At 71.2% G+C, this 24,358-nt stretch carries 24 protein-coding genes and 1 pseudogene; 14 read left to right on the top strand and 11 right to left on the bottom strand.

Features of this window, described 5'->3' with window-relative positions:
• The first annotated feature begins 5 nt into the window (after window positions 1–5).
• On the top strand, window positions 6–599 hold the full coding sequence (locus ACLLJJ_RS06000; protein WP_347121208.1) for a TetR/AcrR family transcriptional regulator: 594 nt from the start codon (window positions 6–8) through the stop codon (window positions 597–599).
• Window positions 600–705: 106 nt separating this feature from the next.
• On the opposite strand, the gene ACLLJJ_RS05995 is transcribed toward ACLLJJ_RS06000, so the two are convergent.
• The 4 genes from ACLLJJ_RS05995 to ACLLJJ_RS05980 all read right to left on the bottom strand — a co-directional run bounded on the left by ACLLJJ_RS05995 (window position 706) and on the right by ACLLJJ_RS05980 (window position 4,394).
• Complete coding sequence (locus tag ACLLJJ_RS05995; protein ID WP_434588214.1) at window positions 706–1,920, bottom strand: acyl-CoA dehydrogenase family protein; 1,215 nt, start codon at window positions 1,918–1,920, stop codon at window positions 706–708.
• A gap of 6 nt (window positions 1,921–1,926) precedes the next feature.
• Window positions 1,927–2,964 carry a phosphotransferase family protein gene (locus tag ACLLJJ_RS05990; RefSeq protein ID WP_434588213.1) on the bottom strand — a complete coding sequence of 346 codons (1,038 nt, stop codon included), beginning with the start codon at window positions 2,962–2,964 and terminating at the stop codon, window positions 1,927–1,929.
• A 95-nt stretch (window positions 2,965–3,059) separates the two neighbouring features.
• Window positions 3,060–3,971, bottom strand: a complete 912-nt coding sequence (locus ACLLJJ_RS05985) for an MBL fold metallo-hydrolase (RefSeq protein ID WP_434588212.1) — start codon at window positions 3,969–3,971, stop codon at window positions 3,060–3,062.
• Between the two features lie 126 nt (window positions 3,972–4,097).
• Window positions 4,098–4,394 carry a hypothetical protein gene (locus ACLLJJ_RS05980; RefSeq protein WP_434588211.1) on the bottom strand — a complete coding sequence of 99 codons (297 nt, stop codon included), beginning with the start codon at window positions 4,392–4,394 and terminating at the stop codon, window positions 4,098–4,100.
• Window positions 4,395–4,564: 170 nt separating this feature from the next.
• Between ACLLJJ_RS05980 and ACLLJJ_RS05975 the strand changes: the two genes are divergently transcribed.
• The gene (locus tag ACLLJJ_RS05975) at window positions 4,565–5,497 is read left to right on the top strand and encodes an NADP-dependent oxidoreductase (RefSeq protein ID WP_434588210.1); all 933 of its coding nucleotides are present in this window, start codon (window positions 4,565–4,567) and stop codon (window positions 5,495–5,497) included.
• A gap of 126 nt (window positions 5,498–5,623) precedes the next feature.
• Window positions 5,624–7,243, top strand: a complete 1,620-nt coding sequence (locus tag ACLLJJ_RS05970) for an IS1634 family transposase (protein ID WP_434588209.1) — start codon at window positions 5,624–5,626, stop codon at window positions 7,241–7,243.
• A gap of 317 nt (window positions 7,244–7,560) precedes the next feature.
• On the opposite strand, the gene ACLLJJ_RS05965 is transcribed toward ACLLJJ_RS05970, so the two are convergent.
• Genes ACLLJJ_RS05965 through ACLLJJ_RS05955 form a run of 3 tightly spaced genes read right to left on the bottom strand, consistent with a single transcriptional unit; the run spans window position 7,561 to window position 8,850 of the window.
• On the bottom strand, window positions 7,561–7,893 hold the full coding sequence (locus tag ACLLJJ_RS05965) for a DUF202 domain-containing protein (RefSeq protein ID WP_434588208.1): 333 nt from the start codon (window positions 7,891–7,893) through the stop codon (window positions 7,561–7,563).
• Window positions 7,890–8,285, bottom strand: coding sequence for a YidH family protein (locus tag ACLLJJ_RS05960; protein ID WP_434588207.1), 396 nt, complete (start codon window positions 8,283–8,285; stop codon window positions 7,890–7,892). The genes ACLLJJ_RS05965 and ACLLJJ_RS05960 overlap by 4 nt, the downstream gene beginning before the upstream one ends.
• 10 nt (window positions 8,286–8,295) lie before the next feature.
• Complete coding sequence (locus tag ACLLJJ_RS05955; RefSeq protein WP_434588206.1) at window positions 8,296–8,850, bottom strand: NUDIX hydrolase; 555 nt, start codon at window positions 8,848–8,850, stop codon at window positions 8,296–8,298.
• Between the two features lie 105 nt (window positions 8,851–8,955).
• Between ACLLJJ_RS05955 and ACLLJJ_RS05950 the strand changes: the two genes are divergently transcribed.
• The 4 genes and pseudogenes from ACLLJJ_RS05950 to ACLLJJ_RS05935 form a co-directional block, all read left to right on the top strand.
• On the top strand, window positions 8,956–10,611 hold the full coding sequence (locus tag ACLLJJ_RS05950; RefSeq protein WP_434588205.1) for an FAD-binding dehydrogenase: 1,656 nt from the start codon (window positions 8,956–8,958) through the stop codon (window positions 10,609–10,611).
• 60 nt (window positions 10,612–10,671) lie between these two features.
• A complete protein-coding gene (locus ACLLJJ_RS05945) occupies window positions 10,672–11,652 on the top strand; it encodes a hydroxyacid dehydrogenase (RefSeq protein ID WP_434588204.1) in 981 nt (326 codons plus the stop codon).
• Window positions 11,649–13,571: a DUF2264 domain-containing protein gene (locus ACLLJJ_RS05940; protein WP_434588203.1), complete on the top strand. Its 1,923-nt coding sequence runs from the start codon at window positions 11,649–11,651 to the stop codon at window positions 13,569–13,571. The genes ACLLJJ_RS05945 and ACLLJJ_RS05940 overlap by 4 nt, the downstream gene beginning before the upstream one ends.
• A gap of 60 nt (window positions 13,572–13,631) precedes the next feature.
• A pseudogene (locus ACLLJJ_RS05935) lies at window positions 13,632–13,831 on the top strand (glycoside hydrolase family 6 protein); the annotation flags it as partial.
• Between the two features lie 70 nt (window positions 13,832–13,901).
• Here ACLLJJ_RS05935 and ACLLJJ_RS05930 read toward each other — a convergent pair.
• Complete coding sequence (locus ACLLJJ_RS05930) at window positions 13,902–14,342, bottom strand: ASCH domain-containing protein (protein ID WP_434588202.1); 441 nt, start codon at window positions 14,340–14,342, stop codon at window positions 13,902–13,904.
• Window positions 14,343–14,503: 161 nt separating this feature from the next.
• Between ACLLJJ_RS05930 and ACLLJJ_RS05925 the strand changes: the two genes are divergently transcribed.
• The 4 genes from ACLLJJ_RS05925 (at window position 14,504) to ACLLJJ_RS05910 (ending at window position 18,505) form a co-directional block, all read left to right on the top strand.
• Window positions 14,504–15,454, top strand: coding sequence for a hypothetical protein (locus ACLLJJ_RS05925; protein ID WP_434588201.1), 951 nt, complete (start codon window positions 14,504–14,506; stop codon window positions 15,452–15,454).
• Window positions 15,455–15,480: 26 nt separating this feature from the next.
• Window positions 15,481–17,061 (top strand): APC family permease, encoded by a 1,581-nt coding sequence (locus tag ACLLJJ_RS05920; RefSeq protein ID WP_434588200.1) that lies wholly within the window; start codon window positions 15,481–15,483, stop codon window positions 17,059–17,061.
• 123 nt (window positions 17,062–17,184) lie between these two features.
• A complete protein-coding gene (locus ACLLJJ_RS05915; protein ID WP_434600317.1) occupies window positions 17,185–17,850 on the top strand; it encodes a molybdopterin-dependent oxidoreductase in 666 nt (221 codons plus the stop codon).
• Window positions 17,834–18,505: a cytochrome b/b6 domain-containing protein gene (locus ACLLJJ_RS05910; protein ID WP_434588199.1), complete on the top strand. Its 672-nt coding sequence runs from the start codon at window positions 17,834–17,836 to the stop codon at window positions 18,503–18,505. Before ACLLJJ_RS05915 ends, ACLLJJ_RS05910 begins: the two co-directional genes overlap by 17 nt.
• On the opposite strand, the gene ACLLJJ_RS05905 is transcribed toward ACLLJJ_RS05910, so the two are convergent.
• The gene (locus ACLLJJ_RS05905; RefSeq protein WP_434588198.1) at window positions 18,467–19,864 is read right to left on the bottom strand and encodes a gluconate:H+ symporter; all 1,398 of its coding nucleotides are present in this window, start codon (window positions 19,862–19,864) and stop codon (window positions 18,467–18,469) included. The genes ACLLJJ_RS05910 and ACLLJJ_RS05905 overlap by 39 nt on opposite strands.
• Before the next feature lie 32 nt (window positions 19,865–19,896).
• Complete coding sequence (locus ACLLJJ_RS05900) at window positions 19,897–20,406, bottom strand: gluconokinase (RefSeq protein ID WP_434588197.1); 510 nt, start codon at window positions 20,404–20,406, stop codon at window positions 19,897–19,899.
• Window positions 20,407–20,539: 133 nt separating this feature from the next.
• Between ACLLJJ_RS05900 and ACLLJJ_RS05895 the strand changes: the two genes are divergently transcribed.
• The 3 genes from ACLLJJ_RS05895 (at window position 20,540) to ACLLJJ_RS05885 (ending at window position 23,554) form a co-directional block, all read left to right on the top strand.
• Window positions 20,540–21,241 carry a FadR/GntR family transcriptional regulator gene (locus ACLLJJ_RS05895; RefSeq protein ID WP_434588196.1) on the top strand — a complete coding sequence of 234 codons (702 nt, stop codon included), beginning with the start codon at window positions 20,540–20,542 and terminating at the stop codon, window positions 21,239–21,241.
• 122 nt (window positions 21,242–21,363) lie between these two features.
• The gene (locus ACLLJJ_RS05890) at window positions 21,364–22,101 is read left to right on the top strand and encodes a FadR/GntR family transcriptional regulator (protein WP_434588195.1); all 738 of its coding nucleotides are present in this window, start codon (window positions 21,364–21,366) and stop codon (window positions 22,099–22,101) included.
• Window positions 22,094–23,554, top strand: a complete 1,461-nt coding sequence (locus ACLLJJ_RS05885; RefSeq protein ID WP_434588194.1) for an amino acid permease — start codon at window positions 22,094–22,096, stop codon at window positions 23,552–23,554. The genes ACLLJJ_RS05890 and ACLLJJ_RS05885 overlap by 8 nt, the downstream gene beginning before the upstream one ends.
• Here the strand turns inward: ACLLJJ_RS05885 and ACLLJJ_RS05880 are convergent.
• Window positions 23,551–24,321: a TetR/AcrR family transcriptional regulator gene (locus ACLLJJ_RS05880; RefSeq protein WP_434588193.1), complete on the bottom strand. Its 771-nt coding sequence runs from the start codon at window positions 24,319–24,321 to the stop codon at window positions 23,551–23,553. The two genes, ACLLJJ_RS05885 and ACLLJJ_RS05880, sit on opposite strands and share 4 nt — an antisense overlap.
• Window positions 24,322–24,358 lie beyond the last annotated feature (37 nt).

Genomic DNA, 24,358 nt, shown 5'->3' with positions numbered 1-24,358 from the left:
CGGCAATGGCCAGGACGACGGACGGGAGCGGCATTCCCGTCCCCCAGAGGCTGCTGGCCGCCGCCACCCGCCTGTTCGCCGAGCGCGGTTACGACCGCACCTCCGTCCAGGAGATCGTCGAGGCGGCGGGTGTCACCAAGGGCGCGCTCTACCACTACTTCGGCTCCAAGGACGACCTGCTGCACGAGGTGTACGCGCGCGTGCTCCGCCTCCAGCAGGAGCGCCTCGACGCCTTCGCGGACGCGGACGCGCCGGTGGAGCAGCGGCTGCGGGACGCGGCGGCGGACGTGGTCGTCACCACCATCGACAACCTCGACGACGCGTCGATCTTCTTCCGCTCCATGCATCACCTGAGTCCGGAGAAGGACAAGCAGGTGCGGGCCGAGCGGCGCCGCTACCACGAGCGGTTCCGGGCGCTGGTCGAAGAGGGCCAGAAGAACGGAGTGTTCTCACTGGCCACGCCCGCGGATCTGGTGGTCGACTACCACTTCGGCTCGGTGCACCACCTGTCCACGTGGTACCGACCGAACGGCCCGCTCACCCCGCAGCAGGTCGCGGACCACCTGGCGGACCTCCTGCTGCGGGCGCTGCGGCCGTAGCCGCCCCGGGCTCAGGCCCTCACCCGCAGGGCGGACCGAAGAGAAATCCTTCAGCCCGCCGACGTGTGAGGACCTGCCCGAAGGGCGTCCCGGGCCCCCGACCGCCCTACAGGTACTTCTTCAGCTCCCGCCGGGCCAGCGACCGCTGATGCACCTCGTCCGGCCCGTCCGCCAGCTTCAGCGTCCGCGCCCCCGCCCACAGCTCCGCCAGCGGGAAGTCCTGGCTGACCCCGCCCGCACCGTGCAGCTGCACCGCCTTGTCGATGATGTCGACCACGGCTCGTGGTGTCGCGATCTTGATGGCCTGGATCTCGGTGTGCGCGCCCCGGTTGCCCACCGTGTCCATCAGCCACGCGGTCTTGAGGACCAGCAGCCGCAGCTGCTCGACCGCGACCCGCGAGTCCGCGATCCAGTTCTGTACGACACCCTGCTGGGCGATCGGCTTGCCGAAGGCCGTCCGCTCCACCGCGCGACGGCACATCAGCTCGATGGCCCGCTCGGCCATGCCGATCAGCCGCATGCAGTGGTGGATGCGGCCGGGGCCGAGGCGGGCCTGGGCGATGGCGAAGCCGCCGCCCTCCTCGCCGATCAGGTTCGCGGCGGGCACCCGCGCGCCGCTGAAGACGACCTCCGCGTGGCCGCCGTGGGAGTGGTCCTCGTACCCGTAGACCTGCATGGCCCGCCGGATCTCGACCCCCGGGGTGTCGCGCGGTACCAGGATCATCGACTGCTGGCGGCGTGGGTCCGCACCGTCCGGGTCGGTCTTGCCCATCACGATGAAGATCTTGCAGTCCGGGTTCATCGCACCGGAGATGTACCACTTGCGGCCGGTGACGACGTACTCCTCGCCGTCCCGCTCGATCCGCGTCTGGATGTTCGTCGCGTCCGAGGAAGCCACCTCGGGCTCGGTCATCGCGAAGGCCGAGCGGATCTCACCGGCGAGCAGCGGCTCCAGCCACTGCTTCTTCTGCTGGTCGGTGGCGAACTGGGCGAGCACCTCCATGTTCCCGGTGTCCGGGGCCGCGCAGTTGAGGGCCGTGGGCGCCAGGTGCGGGCTGCGGCCGGTGATCTCGGCCAGCGGCGCGTACTGCAGGTTGGTGAGCCCGGCGCCGTGCTCCGCGTCCGGCAGGAAGAGGTTCCACAGCCCCTGCCGGCGGGCCTCGGCCTTGAGGTCCTCGACGACCTGCGGGGTGTCCCAGGGCGAGGCGAGCTGCCCGCGCTGCTCGTGCGCGACGGTCTCGGCCGGGTACACGTACTCGTCCATGAAGGCGAGAAGCCGGGTCCGGAGCTCTTCGGTCCGCGCGTCGAATGCGAAGTCCATGGTGTCTCAGCCTTCCTGGAGGGTCGTGAGGCCGTGCTCGATGAAGACGGGGACCAGATCGCCGATCCGGTCGAAGCCGGGGCCGACGGTCTGCCCGAGTGTGAAGCGGTAGTGGATGCCCTCCAGGATCACGGCGAGCTTGAACCAGGCGAACGCCGTGTACCAGTCGATCGCGGAGGTGTCCCGGCCGGACCCGGCGGCGTACCGCTCGACGATCTCGCGCGCCGATGGATGCCCCGGGGCGCCGCTGGTGGTGCTGATCGGCGAGTCGGGCAGCGAGATCTCCTGGCTGTACATGACCAGCAGGCCGAGGTCGGTCAGCGGATCGCCGAGCGTCGACATCTCCCAGTCGAGCACGGCCGTGATTCGGTCGCCGCCGCCACGGCCGGTGGGGGCGATCAGGACGTTGTCGAGGCGGTAGTCGCCGTGCACGACAGTCGGCGCGGGGGAGGCGGGCAGCGAGCGCCCGAGCGCGGCGTGCAGCTCGTCGATGCCGGCCAGGTCGCGGTTGCGGGAGGCGTCGAGCTGCTTGCCCCAGCGCCGCAACTGCCGGTCGAGGAAGCCTTCGGGCCGCCCGAAGTCGCCGAGTCCGACCGCGGCGGGGTCCACGGAGTGCAGGGTGACGAGGGTGTCGACCAGGTCGAGCACCACGCCACGCGTGCGCTCGGCGCCGAGCACGGCCAGTTCCTCGGCCGTACGGTACGGAACACCCTCGACGAACTCCATGACGTAGAACGGCGACCCGATCACCGACTCGTCCTCGCACAGCAGCACCGGCGCGGGCACCGGCACATCCGTCGGGTGCAGCGCGCTGATCACCCGGAACTCGCGCTTCATGTCGTGCGCGGTGGCCAGCACGTGCCCCAGCGGCGGCCGCCGCACCACCCACCGGGCCTGCCCGTCGGTCACGGCGTACGTCAGGTTCGACCGGCCGCCCTCGATCAGCCGGGCGCTGAGCGGTCCGCTCACCAGCCCCGGCCGCTCTCGGTCGAGAAGACCGCGCAACTGCTCAGGATCGAGACCTGGCGGGTGGGCTGCGCTCATGGACTGCACCTCCGAGGGCGTTTAGTACGTCGCACCCTCATCATGCCGACCAGTCGGTATGTAGTCCAGTGCGCTGACGCGCCCGGAGACCGGAATCACGCGTGACAGGCGACCGGCCGGCCTCCGTTCATGACCGCCATGTCGGTGAATACGGCGACCGGATCGAGCGGCGAGCCCGGCGGGAGGCCGTCCAGCTCGGCGTAGGCGCGGTGCAGATTGGCGACGAGCCGCTCACTCTCGCGCAGCTCGGCGAAGTCCCCCGGACCGGACTGCTTCGCCGTCTCCAGCGGGGTGAGCCCCTTGGCGTGACCGGCCTCGGCGAGCTCGGCGACGTACCGCAAATAGCGCTCTGTCGCGTCGTACGCCGACGGATCGGTGATCGGGCCGTGGCCCGGCACGACCGTGCTCGCGTCGAGGGAGCGCAGCAGGTCGAGCGCGCGCAGGGAGCCGCTCAGGGAGCCCATCGGGGCGAAGGGGGTGCCGCCCTGGAAGACCAGGTCGCCGGTGAAGACGATGCCGTGCTCCGGCAGATGGACGACCGTGTCGCCGGTGGTGTGCGCGACGCCGGGGTGGATCAGTCGCACCTCGGTGCCGCCGACATGGACGGTCAGGCGCTCGCTGTAGGTGAGGGTGGGGGCGGTGATGGTGATGTCGCCGAAGTCGTTCCGCGGCCACATCAGGTGCAGTTGGTGCCCGGCCGCCAGAACCTCGGCGCGACAGGTGTCGTGCCCGACGACGGTGGCCTCGGGCAGGAAGACGCTGTTGCCGTAGGTGTGGTCGCCGTGGTGGTGCGTGTTGACGACGGTGCGGGGGAGCGGCACCCCGGTCTCCAGCAGCGCCGCGCGCAGCGCGTGGGCGCGGCGCTCGGTGGCCGCCGTGTCCACCAGCAGGGTGGACTCGCCGTCGCTGACGAACCCCGCGTTGTTCAGGCACCAGCCGCCGTCCGGCTGGACGTAGGCGTGTACGTGCGGCGCGAGCCGGACGGTGTACGGATCCGTGGCAGGCATGGGAGTCCCCCGGGTCGGGGCCGGCCCGGCGAACCGGGCGGACCGCGGCGAGCTGATCGAACTGGTCGATGAGAGCCTGCCAGTCGACGCGGACCCGGGGGAGGGGGGTATGGGGTACCCGGTGGGTCAGTGGTCGTCCCAGTGCCCCTCGTGGGCGGCGTGCCGGTGACCGTCGTGGACGTAGTCGACGTGGTCGCCGTGCGCGACCGCGGGGTGTCCGCAGTTCTCCCCGTGCGCGTGGCCGTGCCCGCCGTGCGGGACGTGGTCCGTGGACTCGCACTCGTCCCAGTGCCCGGAGTGCTCCCGGTGCAGGTGTCCGTCGTGCGCGTAGTCGAGGTGGTCGCCGTGCGGGACCTGGGTGTGCCCGCAGGCCGGACCGTGCACGTGCTCGTGGGTCGGGTGCTCCTGGTGGGGGACGGTCATGACGTTCACCTCTGGTGCGATGCGGATGCGTCGTTGCTCTTTCGAGGCTAGTCCCGAATGAGTGGTTGATCCCGATACCGCACCGTGGCTCAGGTGCCGTTCCGCACGGGTGACCCGCCGTTTTCCGCTTCGGCTTGCGCGGGGGCCGGGCTGCGCGGAGGGTCGGAGGCATGAAGGCGATCAGTTACTCCCGCTACGGCGGCTCCGATGTCCTCGAATACGGCGAGCGCCCCGACCCCAAGGTCGGGCCCGACTCCGTCCTGGTGAAGGTGCGTGCCGCGGCCGTCAACCCGGTCGACTGGAAGTGCCGGCAGGGCTATCTCGACGGCGCGCTCGACGCGCTCTTCCCGGTGATCCCCGGCTGGGACGTGTCCGGAGTCGTCGTCCAGCCGGGCCCGTCCGTCACGGAGTTCGCCGCCGGTGACGAAGTCATCGGATACGTACGCGAGGACTTCCTCTCCCGCGGCACCTTCGCCGAACTCGTCGCCGCCCCCATTCGCGCCCTCGCCCCCAAGCCCACGAGCCTGAGCTTCGAGGAGGCCGCCGGGCTGCCGCTGGCCGGGCTCACCGCCTACCAGGTGCTGCATGGGGCGCTGGAGGTGCGTGAGGGCGACACGGTCCTGGTGCACGCGGCGGCGGGCGGGGTGGGTTCCCTCGCGGTGCAGATCGCCCGGCACGCGGGCGCACGCGTGATCGGCACGGCGAGCGAGCGCAACCACGACCATCTGCGGAAGCTGGGTGCGGAGCCGGTGACGTACGGCGACGGACTGGTCGGCCGGGTGCGGGCCCTGGCACCCGGCGGCATCGACGCGGCCTTCGACACGGTGGGCGGTGACGCGCTCAAGGCCTCGGTCGAGCTGCTCACCGACGCCGGTCGGCTGGCCTCGATCGCGGACGGTTCGGTCACCGAACACGGTGGACACTATGTGTTCGTACGGCCCGACGCGGGCGATCTGCGCAAGCTGGGCGAGCTGGCGGACGCGGGTGTCATCAGCGTCCATGTGGACCGGGTGTTCCCGCTGGAGCAGGCGGCGGAGGCGCACCGGCTCAATGAGCAGGGGCGCACCCGGGGCAAGATCGTGGTGACGATGAACGCGGGCTAGGCCGATCCTCCGCACATAGCTGAATCGGATGAACTGATGAGTTGGCCGGTACTTCGATAAGTGCGGGTCGTTGTTCTGGACGTGCCGATATCTCGTTCGTGTCGTTCCCGGGTCCAGCGCCCCCGCATGTCGGTGGAGTTGGCGCCTGTGGTGGAGAGGCGTCTGGGTGCTCTGCCTGCCTCTGCCGAGTTTCTGCGCCGGCTGGACGTGGCCGGGATCATCGACGAGCTGTGTCCTGTCCGTGAGGTGGCTCATCTGACGCACGGGCAGGTCGTCGAGGCGCTGATCGCCAACCGGCTGTCCTCGCCGACCTCGATGGTGCGGGTGGAGGACTGGGCGCGGAAGTGGGCTGTCGAGGAGGTCTTCGGCATCGAGCCGGACCTGCTCAACGACGACCGTATCGCCCGCGCTCTGGACGCGATCGCCCCGCACCTGGAGGAGATCACCGGCTCGGTCGGCGCGCAGGCCATCGCGGAGTTCGGCATCGATACCGCTCAGATCCACTGGGACATGACGTCGATCTCCATGTTCGGCGCCTACCCGGACCAGGAAGAGGAGTACGCGCAAGTCAGATACGGTCACCCCAAGGACCGGCGGGTCGACCTGAAGCAGGTCCAGGCCGGGCTGGCCGTCACCCGCGACGGTGGCATCCCCGTCTTCCACCGTGCCTACGACGGCGGAGCGGGCGAGGTCGCCCAGGTCGTCGGCGCGATGAAGGCCCTGCGGAAGATCGCCGACCGCAAGGACTTCCTGCTCGTCGCGGACTCCAAACTGGTGTCCTACCCGAATGTCACCGCCCTGCTTGACGCCCGGGTCGGATTCGTCGCCCCCATACCCGCGGCCCAGGTCAAAGCCGGCTTCTACGCCACTGCCGACCTCGGGGCCGCCGAGCTGGTCGACTACGTCAACGACCGCGACCGCGAGCGGGAGACCCCCGCCGACCAGCGCGAGTCCTACCGGGTCCTGGAAGACGTCCACGCCATGGCAGGACCACGCAAGCGCGACCCGGTCCACCACCTGCGCCGGATCCTGGTCCACTCCACCGGCAACGCGGAGGGCCAGCGCAAAGCACGCGCCAAGCGTCTGGCCAGAGCCACCGAGGATCTGGAGAAACTGCAAAACTCGGCCGGCGGCCGGTACTACACCACCGCCGAGAAGGTCCAGGCCCGGATCGGGGTGATCACCAAGTCCCGCCGGGTCGCCAGCTGCCTGCGTACCACCGTCACCGCCGGCCCCGACGGGAAACCCACTCTGGCCTGGCACTTCGACGAGGACGTCCTGGCCGCCGAAGCCGCCGCCGACGGCTGGTACTCCCTGGTCACCGCTCTGACTCCGGAGCAGGCCGACACGGCCGAGGTCTTCCGGCGCTACAAAGGCCAGGGAGTGGTCGAACGCCGCTACGGCGAGTTCAAAGGCCCCCTGGCCGTCGCGCCGCTGTTCCTGGAGCACAACCGCCGCATCACGGCCTTGATCACCGTGATCTGCCTGGCCCTGCTGGTCTACTGCCTGATCGAACGCCAGGTCCGCCAGGCCCTGGGCCCCGAGCAGACCATGGCCGGCCTCTACCCCGACAACCGCAAGGTCCGACCCACCGGCCGCATGATCCTCTACCACCTCGACGGCCTCATGCTCCGCCCCGGCACCGCCACCGACCCACCCGTCATCCTCATCAGCCGAGGAGTCCAAGCACACCTACTCGAACTCCTCGGCATCGACGAAACCCGGCCCCGCTGGCTGGAGACCTAAAGCCCCATGTGCGAAGTCACCGGCTAGGCGAAGCCGCCGCCCCGCGGGGGTGTCCTCCATCGCCGGAGGGGCCGGATTCTTTCCGGCCGCCGCGTATGTGCAGCCCGCCCGGTGGGCCGGGGTGGGGCCGAGTTGCCCCGGCCCCGCCCCATTCGGCCGGCAATGGCGTTCGAGGACCAGGGGCAGCGCGTGGGGCCGCCTCCGCGCTCTCCCACCCCGCCCGGGTGAGCCGCCCGGGGCCCCGGGCCCGCCCCGGCCACGGGTAGGGGCCGGGCGGGGAACAGCGCCGCGGAGCGCCCCCGCCCCGCACCCGCCGCTCACCCCACCATCGCCACCGCGAACCCCGCCAGCGCCACTGTGCAGGCCGCCGCCGTCACCGCCGCCCGCACGGACATCGGCCCGGGGCTGGGACTGCTGCCCACCGTCCGCATCCGCCGGTGGGCGACCCCCAGAAAGCCCAGCCAGACGAACGTCGTCAGCGCCATCGCGACCAACGAGGCCACGGTGAGCTGCTCGATCGCCGCCTGCCGCCCCGCGAGCACCGCGACCACCGTGCAGGAGAGCGTCGTACGCCGCCAGGCCAGCCTGGTCCGCTCCGGCTGCAGGCCGGGGTCCCGGTGGGCGGGGGTGGGCGGGGCGGACTCGGTCACTTGCCCTCCCGGCCGAAGACGACGACCACCACCATCGCCACCGCGACCACGGCGACCACCAGGCTCAGCACGGTCGGAAAGCGCGTCACCGGAAGGTCGTCGCCCCGCCGCATCGCCTGCTCGCAGCGCATCCAGTGGTTCACCGCCCGCAGCGCGCACAGCACACCGGCGACCAACAGCCCGAGCGCCATGGTCGCCGCGACGGCCCGGGGCAGGTCAGGCAGGAACTGATCGACGGCGAATCCGCCACCGATCAGCGCGAGAGCCGTGCGGATCCAGGCCAGGAAGGTGCGTTCATTGGCCAGCGAGAAGCGGTAGTCGGGGGTCTCGCCCTCTTCCTTGATGTGCTGCGGAGCGAACCACAGTCGCAGGCTCCGCACGAAGTCGATCACGCGCCGCACCCTACCGGCCGGAGCTTTCCGCCCGGCTCGCGCGAAACGCCCGCACCCGCTCCCACGCGGCGAGTCCGTCCGGCACCCACTCCCACCCGCCGAGCGCCTCCGCCAGCTCAGCCGCGGACAGGAAGGCGTGCCAGGCGACCTCCTCCACCTGCGGGTCCACCGGAAGCTCGCAGCGCACCTCGTAGACGTACGACCACCAGGTCCGGGCGCCGTCGCCGCTCTCGTAGAGGAACTTGAACAGGGGCTCGGGCCGGGGCAGCCCGCTGACACCGAGCTCCTCCTGCGCCTCGCGCAGCGCCGCTTCGTCGTAGGACTCGCCCGCGCGGACGACCCCGCCCACGAACATGTCGTACAGCGAGGGGAAGACCAGCTTCACCGGCGTCCTGCGGTGCACGAAGTACCGCCCCTCGCCGTCCCGCGCGAGGACGAACACGCAGCGGTGGCGCAGCCCCCGTGCGTACGCCTCGCCGCGAGGGGCCTGCCCGACGACCTCGTCGTTCTCGTCGACGATGTCGAGGATCTCGGCGGCGGGGTCGGATGTCGCTTCGGTCGTCATGGAACCATTCCAACACTTCGGACGGTTGACGCCTCGACCGGCTGTCCCGAAGATCTGACGCACGAGTAACTTCCTGCTCGACTCGCCCCGGCAAGGACGGAAACCATGGCGTACGACGCTGATGTGATCGTGATCGGGGCGGGCCTCGCAGGCCTGGCGGCCACCGCGGAACTGGTCGACGCCGGCCGCACGGTGATCCTGCTCGACCAGGAGCCCGAGCAGTCCATCGGCGGCCAGGCGCACTGGTCCTTCGGCGGCCTCCTCCTCGTCGACTCACCCGAGCAGCGCCGGATGCGGATCAAGGACAGCCGGGAGCTGGCCCTCCAGGACTGGCAGGGCACGGCCGGCTTCGACCGCGAGGAGGACCACTGGCCGCGCAAGTGGGCAGAGGCGTACGTCGACTTCGCCGCGGGGGAGAAGCGGGCCTGGCTGCACGGCCAGGGCGTGCGCTTCTTCCCCGTCGTCGGCTGGGCCGAGCGCGGCGGGTACGACGCCAACGGACACGGCAACTCGGTGCCCCGCTTCCACATCACCTGGGGCACCGGGCCCGGCCTCGTCGCACCGTTCGAGCGCCGGGTGCGCGACGGGGTCGCGCGCGGCCTCGTCAAGCTGAAGTTCCGCCACCGCGTCACCGGCCTGGCCCGCAGCGCGGGCTCCGTGGACACCGTCACCGGCGAGGTCCTGTTCCCGTCCGACGTCGAGCGGGGGGCCGCCAGCAGCCGTGAGACGGCCGGCGACTTCGAGCTCAGGGCCCAGGCGGTGATCGTCACCTCGGGCGGCATCGGCGGCAACCACGACCTCGTACGGGCCAACTGGCCCCAGCGGCTGGGCACTCCGCCCGCCTCGATGCTCTCCGGCGTGCCCGCGCACGTGGACGGCCTGATGCTCGGCATCGCCGAGGGCGCCGGCGGCCGCATGATCAACCGCGACCGGATGTGGCACTACACCGAGGGCATCGAGAACTGGAACCCCATCTGGGCCAAGCACGGCATCCGCATCCTGCCGGGCCCCTCGTCCCTGTGGTTCGACGCCACCGGCAAGCGGCTGCCCGTGCCGCTCTTCCCCGGCTTCGACACCCTCGGCACGCTCGACCACATCATGAAGACCGGCTACGACTACACGTGGTTCGTCCTCGACCAGCGGATCATCGGCAAGGAGTTCGCGCTCTCGGGCTCCGAGCAGAACCCGGACCTGACGGGCAAGTCGATCCGTGATGTCATCGGCCGGGCGCGGGCCGATGTACCGGGCCCGGTCAAGGCGTTCATGGACAAGGGCGCGGACTTCGTCGTGGAGAAGGACCTGGCCTCGCTGGTCCGCGGGATGAACGCGCTCACCAAGGAGCCGCTGATCGACGAGGCCGCGCTGCGCCACGAAATCACCGCGCGCGACCGGGAGATCACCAACACCTTCACCAAGGACCTCCAGGTGATGGCGATCCGGGGCGCTCGCAACTATCTGGGCGACAAGCTCATCCGTACGGCGCCGCCGCACCGCATCCTCGACCCCAAGGCGGGCCCGCTCATCGCCGTGCGCCTGCACATCCTCACCCGCAAGTCGCTCGGCGGCCTGGAGACCGACCTGTCCTCGCGGGTGCTCACCGACGACGGCGACACGCTGCCCGGTGTGTACGCGGCGGGCGAGGCGGCCGGCTTCGGCGGCGGCGGGATGCACGGATACCGCTCGCTCGAAGGCACCTTCCTCGGCGGCTGCCTCTTCTCCGGGCGCACCGCGGGCCGTGCCGCGGCCAAGGCGGTCGGCTAGCGGCGGCGCCGCACTGGGTGGCCCCCGGGCGCGCGATCGGTATGCTCTGCCGCCCTCGCCATGGCGCCGGACACGGCGGCGGCCGTGTTCGACCCCGCGGCCCTGCACGCCCTCGGCCGGATCTGCGACCTCGCGCCGCTTCCCGTCATCGCCGATTTCACCACCGCGCGGGCCCGTGCCGTACTGCGGGACGTGGAGGTCCTGGTCACCGGCTGGGGCTGCCCGCCGCTCGACGCCGGTGTCCTCGACTCCGCGCCACGGCTGCGCGCCGTGGCGCACACCGCGGGTTCGGTGCGCGGGCACATCACCGAGGAGTGCTGGGAACGCGGCATCGAGGTGTCCTCGGCCGCCGCGGCCAACGCGCTGCCCGTCGCGGAGTACACCGTCGCCATGATCCTGCTCAGCGGCAAGCACGTCCTGGAACGCGCCCGGGAGTTCCGTACCGCGCGCCACCGCGGCGACTGGCTGAGCACCCCGCGCGACATCGGCAACTACGGCCGCACGGTCGGCATCCTCTCCGCCTCACTGATCGGGCGCAGAGTCGTGGAACTGCTGCGCCCGTACGACCTGAAGGTGCTCCTGCACGACCCGTACGTCACCGAGGAGGAAGCCGCGTCCCTCGGCGTGCGCGGGGTCGGCATCGACGAACTGTTCGAGCTCAGCGACGTCGTGAGCGTCCATACCCCACTGCTCCCCGCCACCCAGGGGCTCGTCGGCCGGGAACTGATCGGCGCGATGCGGCCGGACGCGGTGCTCATCAACACCGCCCGCGGAGCCGTGGTCGACCAGGACGCGCTCACCGACGCGCTGACGGACCGCCGGATCCGGGCCGTCCTGGACGTCACCGACCCCGAGGCCCTGCCGCCCGAACACCCCCTGTGGGACTACGACAACGTCACCATCACCCCGCACCTAGCCGGCTCACAGGGCAACGAGTGGGGACGGCTGGCCGCTCTCGCCGTCTCCGAGACGGGCCGCTGGGCCGCGGGTGACGGTTTCGCCCATCCGGTACGACGCGAAAGGCTGGCCTACCTCGCATGAGCATCCCCAGCACCCCCAGCTCTCCGAACCCCCTCGGACTCCCCGGCGACGACCGGGAGACGAGCCCGTACACGGGTTACACCCGCGCCCACTGGGAAGCCGCCGCCGACGGGCTGCTGGGCGCCGCCTGGCGGTGGGCCACCCCGCGCGGAGCCCTGCTCGACCTGCCGGGGCGCCCCTCCGCGTCCGGCGTGCGCTCGGACGGCCTGGAGGGATACGCCCGCACCTTCCTTGCCGCCGCGTTCCGGGTCGCGGGAGCCGGCGGCAAGGACCCGCACGAGTGGCTCGACCGGTACGCGCAGGGGCTCGCGGCCGGCACCCGCACACCGGGCCGTGACGACACCGAGTCCTGGCCGCGCACCCTCGACCAGCACATCGGGGGCCAGCCGATGGTGGAGTCCGCGTCCGTGGCGCTCGGCCTGCGCCTGACCAGGCCCTTGCTGTGGGACCGGCTCGACGGGGGCGTACAGGACCGGGCGGAGGAGTGGCTGCGGGGCGCGCTGCGCCATGTGCCCGCCCCCAACAACTGGTATCTCTTCCCGTTCACCGTGGCCGGGTTCCTGGAGTCGGTGGGCCGCGGCGACGCGGAGACCGCCCGCGCCCGCGAGCGGGCCCTGGACCTGCTGGAGACCTGGTACCGGGGGCAGGGCTGGTACGCGGACGGCGACGGCCGCGCCTTCGACCAGTACAACGGCTGGGCCCTGCACCTGTATCCCGTGCTCGACGCCTTCCTGGCGGACGACAACGACCGCGCCCCGTACGGCGACCGGCTGCGGGAGCACCTGGAGAGCTTCTCGCTGCTCTTCGGCGCCGACGGCGCGCCCCTCCACTTCGGGCGCTCACTCACCTACCGCTTCGCCGCGTCCTCCGCGGTGGCGCTGGGCACGGTGACCGGCCACACCCCGCTCGCTCCCGGTGTGGCGCGGCGGCTCCTGAGCGGATCGCTGCGCCACTTCGTCGACCGCGGCTCCGTCGGACCCGACGGGCTGCTGAGCGTGGGCTGGCACGGCCCGCACGTGGCGACGTCACAGTCCTACTCCGGTCCCGCCTCGCCGTACTGGGCATCGAAGGCCTTCGTGTGCCTGCTCGCCCCGCCGGAACACCCGCTGTGGACCGCGCCCGAGGAGCCCGCGCCCAGCGAGGGCCCGGACCGGGTGCTGGCGCTGCCCGCGCCCGGCCTGCTGGTGCAGAGCACCAGGGCCGACGGGATCGTACGGCTGCACAACCACGGCAGCGACCACGTACGGCCGCACGAGGGGGAGTCGGCCGACGGCGACGATCCGCTCTACGCGCGTCAGGCCTACTCCACCAGGACCGGCCCGACGGCAGCGGGGAACACGGCGGACAACCACTTCTGCGTCGAGGTCGCCGGGGTGCGCAGCGTCCGCCGCCGCATCCGTCCGCTCGGCGCCGGACACGGCGCCGGCTGGGGCTGGGCGGCCTCCTGGCACCGGCCGGTCTTCGCCTCAGGACCGCCGATGGTGCCCGGCCTCCGAGTGGAGAGCGTCACCGTGGTCCGGGGCAGCCGTGAACTGCGGGTCCACCGGGTCGTGGGCGCACCGCCCGGAGCCCGGGTCGCGCAGACGGGCTGGGCGACGGACCCGGCCGAGCCCCTGCTGTCCGCCCTCCATCCGCTGCACGGCTGGACCGGTCAGGACCGGCCCCGGGCGCCCCGGGGCACCGCCTTCACCCCCTGGGCCGACCTGCCCCGGCTCACCGCCGCGGCCGAGGGCACGGCCGTGTACGCGGCCCTGGCCACGCTCACCGGCGAGCCGCGGCCCGAAGCCCTGGCCGCGGCGGTCACCGCGGTGTCCGTGGCCGGGGACCGGGTGGAGGTGCGGTGGGCGGACGACGGCTCGGTGACCCGTATCGCCTTCGAACCGCTCACGGTGGAGCACCTGGACATGTCCACCGGCTGACCGGACCACGCCGACCCGACCCCGAAGAATGGGGATCCGCTGTGCGAAGGCAAGCCCGTCAACGGCAACGGTTCGAGCGGCCAGTGGTGCAACCCCTCCGGCCGTCGGCTCGGAGTGCCCGCGCAGGTCGGCGGGGGCGCCGAGATGCTGCTGTGGGTCAAAACGCCGGGCAACTCGGAGGCCTGTGCGGCACCGTGCCCGACGCCCCGGCGGGGCAGTTCGACCCGAACCTCGCCGTGCGCCTGATCGACGGCGCCTGAGCCGGGGGGCCGGGGAACGGGCGCACCACACCCCGCGCCCCGGCCCCATCACGCCCCGGCCCGGGCCGGCTCAGACGGTGTCCGGCCCGATGAGCCGCTCGACGACCCGGAAGCGCTCCGCGACCACCATCGTCGAGTCGTCGACCTCGAACTCCGGATCGCCCAGCGCCTCGCGCATCTCCTCGCCGTGCCAGAACGCCTCGTGCCCGGCGCGCCAGTCGGCGACCGACGTGTAACCCTCCCCCTCGTCCAGCGCGTGCTGGAGGTTCACGTCACCCAGGGCGAGCACCCGTACCTCGGTCAGCTCGATCACCGCGACGTGCCGCCCGTCCGAGTCGACCACCACCGAGCGCTCGCCGACCGGCGGCAACTCCTCCTTCTCCGCCTCGTACTCGACGAGCAGACCGGTCGTCGACACCTTCTCGCCGGACAGCGTGGCCGCGACCAGCCGATCGCGCAGCGGGCCGGGGTAGGCGAACAGGCAGAGCGGGAGCGCCGAGGTGTCAGACATGGCGCAAGAGTAGGGGGAGGCCCGCCCCGCCGCCCTGAGTGGCGAGCCAAGTACAGTGATCGATGGTCGTGTTGATACCGATCCGCCTTGACGCGGAGCCGCCCCTACCGGTTTGCTGTCGGTGATCAAACGCTCGCACACTGCGTGTGGAGGACCCGCGGATGAGCCCACCTCCGCCGCCCCTCGGCCGCTCACGCCGCCGGACCGACCATTTCTTCGACCCCGCACTCGACGACGCCGAACTGGCCGACGTACGAGGGCAGCTCGCTCAGGGCCGCTGGACGCGCGCCCGCTCCCTGCTCACCGCGACCGGCGACGACTGGGACCGCCGCGGCCATCGCCTCGTCGTCCTCGCCGAGGGCGCCGGGTCGGCGGCCTGGGCCGACGACTGGCTGCTCGCCGAGCCGGAGAGCGCCGACGCCCTGACGCTCCTGGCCTGCGCCCATGTCTTCGGGGCCCTCCGCGGCAAGAAGTCCGCGGACCGGGCCCGCGAGGCATGTCGGCGCGCCGCCGCTCGGGCACCCGCCGATCCGACCCCCTGGCTCGGCCTGTTGCTGCTGGCCCGCTCCCTCGGCACGGAGGAGGAGGTCACCCAGCTCTTCGACCAGGTGCGGCTGCGCCACCCCGAGCACCACCACGCCCACCACCTGGTGGTCGCCCGCCTCGCCGAGCGCAGACCGGACACCGGCCGCGACCCGCTGCACGAGGTGTACGACTTCGCCGCCTGGGCCGCCGAGCAGGCCCCCGCGGATTCCCCGCTCGCTGTACTGCCGGTGGTCGCGCACGCCGAGCGCTACCGCGCCCTGGCCGTGGCGGGCCGCGAATCCCCGGACCCTGTCGCCTCCGGCCACTGGACGGACCGGCGCGCCCGCCAGGTGATGAAGGCGGCCTTCGACTGGTGGCTGGAGTGGGAGCACGAGGACCGGCCACGTCACTGCGTCGACCTCAACTTCCTGGCCCACGCGAAGTTCTGCGAGGGCAGGTCGGCCGAGGCCGCGGCCCTGTTCGGCCGCATCGGACCGCACCTTACCCCGGCCCCCTGGTCCTACCCGGGCCGGGACCCCCATCAGGCGTTCGTCGCCGCACGCAGTGCCGCGTTCGGCTCCGTGTAACTCCTCACCGAAGGGACAACCCCGCCATGTCGACGGGCAGATCGAGCACGAGCGAGACCAGTGCGCGCAGTGCGAGCGCCGCAGGTGGCAAGGCCGGTGAGATCCGTACGTACAAGGGACAGGAACGGGCGCTGCGCGCCGGCCGCCTGGGCACCACCGGGCTGCTGCTGTCCGTCCTGGCGGCCAGTGCGCCCCTGATGGTCGTCGCGGGTGTCATGCCCACCACATACGGCGTGATGGGCATCGTCGGCCAGCCACTGCTCTTCGTCATCCTCGGCGTGGTCCTGATGCTGTTCAGCGTCGGATACGCGGAGATGAGCCGGCACGTCCACAACGCCGGCGCCTTCTACGCGTACATAGCCCGAGGCCTCGGCCCCACCGCGGGCGCCGGGGCCTCGGTGGTCGCCCTCGTCGCGTACAGCGCCATGCAGGTCGGCATCTACGGCATCCTCGGCTTCGAGGTGTCCGGGATCCTCGCCACCTACTTCGACGCCACCGTCGCCTGGTGGATACCGTCGCTGGTCGCCGTGGCGCTGGTCGGCGCGCTCGGCTGGCTCAAGATCGACCTCAATGCCAAGGTGCTGGGCGTGCTGATCGTCGTCGAGTGCGCGCTGGTCGTCATCTTCGACGTGGCGGCGATAGCGGAGCCCGGCAAGGAGGGCCTGTCCCTCCAGGCGTTCAACCCCGACACCCTCACCGGCGCCGGCCTGGGCACCGCGCTCTGCTTCTGCATCGCCGCCTTCCTCGGCTTCGAGCAGGCCCCGGTGTACGCGGAGGAGACGACCCGCCCGCAGATCGTCGTCCGCCGCGTGATGTTCCTCGCCGTCGGCTACGCCGCGCTCTTCCTCGCGTTCAGCGCCTGGGCGCTGAGCGTCGCCGTGGGACCCGCCGAGATCGTCAAGGTGGCGGGGGAGCAGGGGCCAGGACTGCTCTTCGGCCTCACCGAGAGCCGGCTCGGCTCGACCTTCACCGAGGTCCTGCACATCCTGTTCGTCACGGGCATGTTCGCGGCGCTGCTCAGCTTCCACAACGTCGTCGCGCGGTACGCCTTCGCGATGGGCCGCGAGGGACTGCTGCCTGCCGCCTTCGGCCGTACGAACAAGACGAGCGGCGCCCCCGCGGGCGGCTCGCTGCTCCAGTCCGCGGTCTCCGTGGCCGTCGTCCTGGCCTTCGCCCTCACCGACGACAAGCCGGCCGGCGACCCGACGGCGCCCGTGCTGCACCTCTTCACCTGGATGGGCAACGTCGGCGCCCTCGGCGTCATCCTGCTGATGGCCACCGCGTCGCTGGCCGTCATCGCCTTCTTCGTACGGCGCGGCGCGGGCCGCGCGCAGGCCGGCCGGCTGGTGGCCTCCGGCCTCTCCGGGCTGGCCCTCCTGGCGATCGCCTTCTACACCGTCAAGGACTTCGACGTGCTCGTGGGCACAGGCCCCGGCTCCGCCCTGAGCTGGATCCTGCCGGCCATCATCGGCGTCGCCGCCGTCGTCGGCCTGCTGTACGGCGCGGTCCTGCGCTCCGTGAAGCCCGAGGTGCACGCCCGGATCGGCCTGGGCAACGAGGCCTTCCAGCTGGAGAAGGCCGCCGAATCCGAGCGCGCCCAGGTGTGACGGAAGTCTGACGAACACCCGCGGTCGCTGGCCATCGGTGGCCGCGGGTGCTCGAATCGTCCTGTGACTCATCAACCAGCGGACGAAGGGGGCGCGCCGGTAGGCCGCCGCGTCGTCCTCGGCATGCTCGGCCTCGGCGCCGCGGGTGTGGTAGCGGCGCCGTACCTCCAGAACGGTCTGGAATCGTTCCTCGGCTCGGCCGCCGACAAGGACCCCACCGGCCTCACCCGCCTACTGCCCAACGGCGGCGGCTTCCGCTACTACTCGGTCGCCACCTCTGTGCCCCGCAAGGGCCCGGAGAACTACCGGCTCAAGATCGACGGACTGGTGGAGCGGCCTGCCACGTACACCCTCGACGACCTGCGCGCGATGGAGCAGACGCGGATCGTCCGCGACGTCCAGTGCGTGACCGGCTGGCGGGTCCCCGACACCCCCTTCGAGGGCGTACAGCTGTCGCGGCTGCTGGCCGCCGCCGGGGTGCGTCCCGAGGGCAGGGCGATCCGTTTCACCTGCTTCGACGGCACGTACAGCGAAAGCCTCACGCTCCAGCAGGCCGGCCGCAAGGACGTGCTGGTGGCCCTGCGCATGCAGGACAAGGCGGTCAGCCACACCCACGGCGGCCCGGTGCGGCTGTACGTCGCGCCCATGTACTTCTACAAATCGGCGAAATGGCTCTCCGGCATCACCGTCACCGACGAGGTGCGCCCCGGATACTGGGAGGAGCTCGGCTATGACGTCGACGCATGGGTCGGCCGGTCGAACGGACGCGACGATGCTCCAACGGTCTGAACTCCCGGCAAGGCTGCGCCGGTTCAGCCGCTCCGAGCGCTGGGTGCACCGCGCCACCGCGGGCCTGACCCTGCTGTGCATCGCGACAGCGGCATTTCTGTACGTGCCCCCGCTCGCCGAACTCGTCGGCCGCAGGCACCTGGTGGTCACCGTGCACGAATGGTCGGGGCTGCTGATCCCCGCCCCGTTCCTGCTCGGCCTGGTCTCCCGCCCCTTCCGCTCGGACCTGCGCAGGCTCAACCGCTTCGGCCCGCACGACCGGCGCTGGCTGCGGGCCGCGCTGCGCCGCGACCACCGTCTCGCGCTTCGCCCCGCGGGGAAGTTCAACGCGGGGCAGAAGCTATACGCGGGCTGGGTGGCGGGCGCGGTGCTGGTGATGCTCGGCACCGGGCTGCTGATGTGGTTCACCGATCTGGCGCCGCTGCTGTGGCGCACGAGCGCGACCTTCGTGCACGACTGGCTGGCGCTGGCCATGGGCCTGGTGGTCGCCGGACACATCGGGATGGCCCTGATGCGGCCGGAGTCCCGGCGCGGCATGCGCACCGGGACCGTCGACCGTCGATGGGCGCGGGAGGAACACCCGTTGTGGGAGCAGGAGATGAGGGAGGGGGCGGAGCTACAGAACGAGCGAGAGCAGCAGGATGAAGAGCAGTGAGACCACCGAGATGATCGTCTCCATCACCGACCAGGTCTTGATCGTCTGCCCGACGCTCATCCCGAAGTACTCCTTGACCAGCCAGAATCCGGCGTCGTTGACGTGGCTGAAGAAGAGCGAGCCCGCGCCGACGGCCAACACCAGAAGCGCCGCGTGGGACGTCGACATGTCGGCCGCGAGCGGCGCCACCAGACCGGCGGCGGAGATCGTGGCCACGGTCGCCGAGCCCGTCGCGAGCCGGATGGCGACCGCGATCAGCCAGGCGAGCAACAGCGTGGGGATCGCCCAGCTCTTGGAGAAGTCCAGGATCATCTGGCCCACGCCCACATCGATGAGCGTCTGCTTGAAGCCGCCGCCCGCGCCGACGATCATCAGCACACCCGCGATCGGGGCGAGCGACTTCTCGACGGTCGAAGCGAGACGGTCCTTGGTGAAGCCCGCCGCGCGGCCCAGCGTGAACATGCCCACGAGCACGGCGGCGAGCAGGGCGATCAGCGGGGAGCCGATGACGTCGGTGACCCGCTGGACGGGATGCTCCGGATCGTCGACGACGATGTCCACCAGGGCCTTGGCCAGCATCAGCACGACCGGCAGCAGCACGGTCGAGATGGTGGCGACGAAGCTGGGACGACGGTCCAGGTCCTCCGAGGGCCGCTGCGGGATCATGCGCTCCGGCGCCTGGATGTCCACCCAGCGGGCGGCGTACTTCGAGAACACCGGACCCGCGATGATCACGGTCGGGATCGCCACCAGCACACCCAGTGCCAGCGTCACGCCCAGGTTGGCGCCGATCGCGTCGATCGCCACCAGCGGCCCGGGGTGCGGCGGGATCAGCCCGTGCATCACGGACAGACCGGCGAGCGCCGGGATGCCGATCCGCATCAGCGAGTAGTTGCCGCGCTTGGCGACCAGCAGTACCACCGGGATCAGCAGCACGATGCCGACCTCGAAGAAGAGCGGCAGCCCGATGATGCTGGCGATCAGCACCATTGCCCACGGCATCGCCCGGCCGCTCGCCCTGGCGAGGATCGTGTCGACAATCTGGTCGGCGCCCCCGGAGTCGGCCAGCAGCTTGCCGAGGATGGCGCCGAGCGCGATCAGGACCCCGACACCCGCGACCGTGCTGCCGAGCCCGGCGGTGAAGCTGGTGATCGCCTTGTCGAGCGGGGCGCCCGCGAACGCGCCGAGCAGCAGTGACCCGATGGTCAGTGCCAGGAAGGCGTGGAGCTTGAACTTGGTGATGAGCAGGACGATGACGGCAATGCCCACGAGCACGGCGATCCCCAGCTGGGCGTTGCCCGCCGAGGTGATCGGCTCGACGGCGTCCGCTGCCAGCGTCTCGACGCTGAGACTGGTCACGGTCTGCTTCTTCCTGAAGGCTTGGCTGAGGCTCAGTTGTCGAGCCGGCGCAGGGTCGCGACGGCTCGCTCGGTGATGACTTCGGGGGTGCCCGAGACGTCGACGTCCACGCCCGCCTCGTCGTCCTGGAGCGGCTGGAGGGTGGCGTACTGCGAATCGAGCAGCGCGGTCGGCATGAAGTGCCCCTTGCGCTCGCGCATCCGCTCCTCGATCAGCTCGCGGTCGCCGGTGAGGTGCAGGAACACGGCGCCGGGGGCGGCGGCGCGCAACCGGTCGCGGTAGGAACGCTTGAGCGCGGAGCTGCTCACCACCCCGCCGAGCCCCGCCCGGCCGTGCGCCCACTGCCCGATCGCGTCGAGCCAGGGCCACCGGTCCTCGTCGTCCAGCGGTGTGCCGGCCGACATCTTCGCGATGTTCGCCGGCGGGTGGAAGTCGTCGCCCTCGGCGTACGGAACGCCGAGGCGTTCGGCGAGCAGGGGACCGATGGTGGTCTTGCCGGTCCCTGCCACGCCCATCACCACGACGACGTGGGGCTTGTTCATGAATGGATGCCTCGCTGTCTTCATCGACATCGGTCCGTCACGCCACTGAAACCCATTAGGTACGACGTATTCAAGAGGCTGTGACATAAACGTCGTACTTATTATTTCTGGAGGGTGCCCGTACGCTGACTCCATGACCACTCAGGCCCGGGGACTGCACGCGCAACTGCTCGACAGCCTCGGCCCCGCGATCACCGCCGGCGAGTACCCGCCCGGCAGTGTGTTGCGCACGGACGAGCTGGCGCAGCGCTTCGATGTCTCGCGCACCGTCATCCGCGAGGCGGTGCGGGTCCTGGAGTCGATGCGCCTGGTGGAGTCCCGGCGCCGGGTGGGCGTGACGGTACGACCCACCGAGGAATGGAACGTCTACGATCCGCAGGTCATCCGGTGGCGGCTGGCCGGCGCGGACCGGCCGCGCCAGCTGCGCTCGCTGACCGTGCTGCGCTCCGCCGTCGAGCCCGTCGCGGCCGGGCTCGCCGCCCGCAACGCCACCCCAGAGCAGTGCGCGACCCTGACCGAGCACGCGCTGGGCATGGTCGCGACCTCGCGCGGCAGGCAGCTCGACGCGTACCTCGTGCACGACATCGCCTTCCACCGAGTGGTGCTGCGCGCCTCGGGCAACGAGATGTTCGCCCGGCTCGGTGACGTGGTCGCCGAGGTGCTGAGCGGGCGTACCCGGCATCAGGTGATGTTCGAGGACCCCGACCCGGCGGCGGTCACGCTGCACGTCCAGGTCGCCGCGGCGGTGCGGGAGGGCGACGCCGGGCGGGCGGAGGAGCTGACCCGGGAGATCGCCGTCGGGGCTCTCCGGGAGCTCGACGTACTCGCCCCCTGATCGAGCCCCTCAGGGCCCCTGATGTGACCGGTTATGTCCGGTCCTTTATCCTTTCCTTCTTTTTAAATCAACTCGCCGATCGCTCTTGACGCTTACGTGTCTCACCTCCGAGCATTCACCGCATGGTCTTGTCAGACAGCCGGACAAGTGGCGGCGTTCCCCGGCGTATCAGCGCCATGGACGCCGTCCTGGCGCACCTCAGGGACGCGATAGAGCGCGGCGAGCTCACCGTGGGGGAGAAGCTCCCCACGGAGGCCGAGCTCGGCAAGCACTTCGAGGTGAGCCGCTCCGTCGTGCGCGAGGCACTGCGCACCCTCCAGGCGCTCGGCCTCACCGTGTCGCGGGCCGGCAAGGGGACCTACGTCGCGGCCAGCGGGCCCGACCAGAACCCGATCTTCGGCTCGTACTCGGCCCGTGACCTGCTGGAAGTGCGGCGGCACGTCGAGATCCCCGTCGCGGGTTACGCTGCTTCCCGACGCACGCAGGACGACATCGACCTGCTGACGCACCTGATCGGGAAGATGGAGCAGGAGCCCGACCCCACCGCGTGGGTGGCGCTGGACACGCTCTTCCACATCTCCGTCGCCCAGGCGTCGGGCAACCCTGTCTTCCGCAAGATCATCGAAGAGATCAGGGACGCCCTTGCCCGGCAGTCCACCTTCCTGAACCAACTCGGGGACCGGCGACGCCAGTCGGACCTTGAGCACCGGGCCCTCGTCGAGGCGATTCTCGACGGCTCCGAGGGGGCGGCCATGCAGGCCATGGCCGCCCACCTCGAACACGTCGAGATCACTCTCAACGCGATCGTGCGGCCCGGTACCGCACACCCCCCAAATGAAGGCGAAGAAATACATGAGTGACCGCACCCTGTCTGCGGCCGACCCCGGCACCGACCCCCACACGCGGACGTCTCCGCATGTCGACGCCGGTGACGAGGGTTACAGCAAGGATCTCAAGCCCCGTCACATCAGCATGATCGCGATCGGCGGAGCGATAGGCACCGGCCTGTTCCTCGGCGCCGGTGGCCGGATGGCCGGCGCGGGCCCGTCGCTCGCCGTCGCGTACGCAGTCTGCGGAGTCTTCGCCTTCTTCGTCGTCCGCGCACTGGGCGAGCTGGTCCTCTACCGCCCCTCCTCGGGCGCCTTCGTCAGTTACGCCCGAGAGTTCATGGGCGAGAAGGGCGCCTTCGCGGCCGGCTGGCTGTACTTCCTCAACTGGTCCACCACCGCGGTGGCCGACATCACAGCAGCCGCCACCTACGCCCACTTCTGGGCCATGTTCAGCGACGTACCCCAGTGGCTGCTCGCCCTCATCGCCCTCGCCGTGGTCCTCACCGCGAACCTGATCTCGGTGAAGTACTTCGGCGAGATGGAGTTCTGGTTCGCGATCATCAAGGTCGCGGCGCTGGTCGCGTTCATGCTCGTCGGCATCTACCTGGTGGTCACCCAGCACCAGATCGACGGACACACCCCCGGCTTCTCCACCATCAGTGACAGCGGCGGCCTCTTCCCGGTCGGCATGCTGCCGATGCTCCTGGTGATCCAGGGCGTCGTCTTCGCCTACGCCTCGGTCGAGCTGTGCGGCGTCGCCGCCGGTGAGACGGAGCACCCCGAGAAGATCATGCCGAAGGCGATCAACTCGATCATGTGGCGCGTCGGCCTCTTCTACGTCGGCTCGGTCGTCCTGCTCGCGCTGCTGCTCCCGTACACGTCGTACTCCGACGGCGAGAGCCCCTTCGTCACCGTGATGAACAAGCTCGGCGTCGCCGGCGCCGCGGACGTGATGAACCTCGTCGTCCTCACGGCGGCGCTCTCCAGCCTCAACTCGGGCCTGTACTCGACCGGCCGCATCCTGCGCTCCATGGCACTGGCGGGCTCCGCGCCCCGGTTCACCGGCCGCATGAACAAGGGCCAGGTGCCCTACGGCGGCATCCTGCTGACCGCCGGCTTCGGTGTCCTCGGCGTCGCCCTGAACTTCGTGATGCCCGGCGAGGCCTTCGAGATCGTCCTCAACTTCGCCTCCATCGGCATCCTCGGCACCTGGGGCATGATCATGCTCTGCTCGCTGCTGTTCTGGCACCGGGCCAAGGAGGGCAAGGTCGTCCGACCCTCCTACCGGCTGCCCTGGGCCCCCTACACCCAGCTCGTCACGCTGGCCTTCCTGGCCACCGTCGTGGTCCTGATGTGGTGGGGCGGCGGCGTCGGCCGCACGACCGTGATGTGCCTGCCGCTGATCGCGGCGGCGCTGGTCGGCGGCTGGTTCCTGGTCCGCAAGCGGGTCGCGGTGACAGCCGCGGAGCGCGAGGGGTTCTAGCGTTTCCCGATCGCCGGACGGGCCGAATCACTCGGCCCGTCCGGCGGTCGTCCAGATTCTTCCGCACGCAGCCGGCCCAGCCGCGCCACGGCCGTCGCCAGCATCATCTCCAGCGCCGCCGGATAGGCACTGTGCCGCATCTCGGCCACCAGCACCGGAGCGACGGCCGCCACATGGGGGTGACTGTCCGCGGGCAGCCGGGCGTACGTCCCCGGCCAGGCCCGCTCCTCGGCCTCCCGCGCATCCGGCGGCAACGCGAGGGTGGCCGCGTCCAGCGCCGCGAACGCCAGCGTCTGGTCCACGAGCACGTGGTAGATCCGCACCGCCTCCGCGTCGGGGAAACCCGCGCCGCGCAGGATGCCCAGGATCGTCTCCACCGACCGCGTCTCGTTCGCCCGGCCCGTCACCCGGGCGCAGATCAGCATCGCCGCCTGCGGATGGGCCTGGTAGTCCGCGTGCATCCGCAGGCCCAGCGCGCGCAGATCGGCCCGCCACTCACCGGTCGGCCGCCAGCCCCGCAGCGTACGGCCGATCAGCTCGTCGGCGACCGCGAGCAACAGCTCGTCGGTGTCCCGGAAATAGCGGTAGAACGCGCTCGGATCCGCGCCCAGCGCGGCGCCGAGCCTGCGCACCGTGAGAGCCGCCGCGCCGTGCTCGTGGATCAGCCGCAGCGCGGTCCCGACGATCAGCTCCTCGGACAGGACCGTCCCGTGCTTGGTGGGGCGCCTGCGCCGCCGTGCCGCCTCGGACACCACTCGCTCGCTCATGACCCGCACGTTACGACAACAGCATTGACGTGTGAAG

This window comes from Streptomyces sp. A5-4, assembly GCF_051131715.1.
GTDB lineage: Bacteria > Actinomycetota > Actinomycetes > Streptomycetales > Streptomycetaceae > Streptomyces.
The sequence above is the reverse complement of the archived record's forward strand: the minus strand, read 5'-3'. Positions and strand labels throughout refer to the sequence as shown.

Bases quoted from the DNA above. Each gene is read 5' to 3' on its own strand.
- ACLLJJ_RS05945 (WP_434588204.1), top strand. From the start codon at position 10,672: ATGGCGCCGGACACGGCGGCGGCCGTGTTCGACCCCGCGGCCCTGCAC.
- ACLLJJ_RS05970 (WP_434588209.1), top strand. From the start codon at position 5,624: ATGTCGGTGGAGTTGGCGCCTGTGGTGGAGAGGCGTCTGGGTGCTCTG.
- ACLLJJ_RS05925 (WP_434588201.1), top strand. From the start codon at position 14,504: ATGAGCCCACCTCCGCCGCCCCTCGGCCGCTCACGCCGCCGGACCGAC.
- ACLLJJ_RS05950 (WP_434588205.1), top strand. From the start codon at position 8,956: ATGGCGTACGACGCTGATGTGATCGTGATCGGGGCGGGCCTCGCAGGC.
- ACLLJJ_RS05995 (WP_434588214.1), bottom strand. From the start codon at position 1,920: ATGGACTTCGCATTCGACGCGCGGACCGAAGAGCTCCGGACCCGGCTT.
- ACLLJJ_RS05885 (WP_434588194.1), top strand. From the start codon at position 22,094: ATGAGTGACCGCACCCTGTCTGCGGCCGACCCCGGCACCGACCCCCAC.
- ACLLJJ_RS05985 (WP_434588212.1), bottom strand. From the start codon at position 3,971: ATGCCTGCCACGGATCCGTACACCGTCCGGCTCGCGCCGCACGTACAC.
- ACLLJJ_RS05895 (WP_434588196.1), top strand. From the start codon at position 20,540: ATGACCACTCAGGCCCGGGGACTGCACGCGCAACTGCTCGACAGCCTC.
- ACLLJJ_RS05880 (WP_434588193.1), bottom strand. From the start codon at position 24,321: ATGAGCGAGCGAGTGGTGTCCGAGGCGGCACGGCGGCGCAGGCGCCCC.
- ACLLJJ_RS05940 (WP_434588203.1), top strand. From the start codon at position 11,649: ATGAGCATCCCCAGCACCCCCAGCTCTCCGAACCCCCTCGGACTCCCC.
- ACLLJJ_RS05955 (WP_434588206.1), bottom strand. From the start codon at position 8,850: ATGACGACCGAAGCGACATCCGACCCCGCCGCCGAGATCCTCGACATC.
- ACLLJJ_RS05990 (WP_434588213.1), bottom strand. From the start codon at position 2,964: ATGAGCGCAGCCCACCCGCCAGGTCTCGATCCTGAGCAGTTGCGCGGT.
- ACLLJJ_RS05980 (WP_434588211.1), bottom strand. From the start codon at position 4,394: ATGACCGTCCCCCACCAGGAGCACCCGACCCACGAGCACGTGCACGGT.
- ACLLJJ_RS05930 (WP_434588202.1), bottom strand. From the start codon at position 14,342: ATGTCTGACACCTCGGCGCTCCCGCTCTGCCTGTTCGCCTACCCCGGC.
- ACLLJJ_RS06000 (WP_347121208.1), top strand. From the start codon at position 6: ATGGCCAGGACGACGGACGGGAGCGGCATTCCCGTCCCCCAGAGGCTG.
- ACLLJJ_RS05915 (WP_434600317.1), top strand. From the start codon at position 17,185: ATGCTCGGCCTCGGCGCCGCGGGTGTGGTAGCGGCGCCGTACCTCCAG.
- ACLLJJ_RS05975 (WP_434588210.1), top strand. From the start codon at position 4,565: ATGAAGGCGATCAGTTACTCCCGCTACGGCGGCTCCGATGTCCTCGAA.
- ACLLJJ_RS05900 (WP_434588197.1), bottom strand. From the start codon at position 20,406: ATGAACAAGCCCCACGTCGTCGTGGTGATGGGCGTGGCAGGGACCGGC.
- ACLLJJ_RS05910 (WP_434588199.1), top strand. From the start codon at position 17,834: ATGCTCCAACGGTCTGAACTCCCGGCAAGGCTGCGCCGGTTCAGCCGC.
- ACLLJJ_RS05890 (WP_434588195.1), top strand. From the start codon at position 21,364: ATGGTCTTGTCAGACAGCCGGACAAGTGGCGGCGTTCCCCGGCGTATC.
- ACLLJJ_RS05920 (WP_434588200.1), top strand. From the start codon at position 15,481: ATGTCGACGGGCAGATCGAGCACGAGCGAGACCAGTGCGCGCAGTGCG.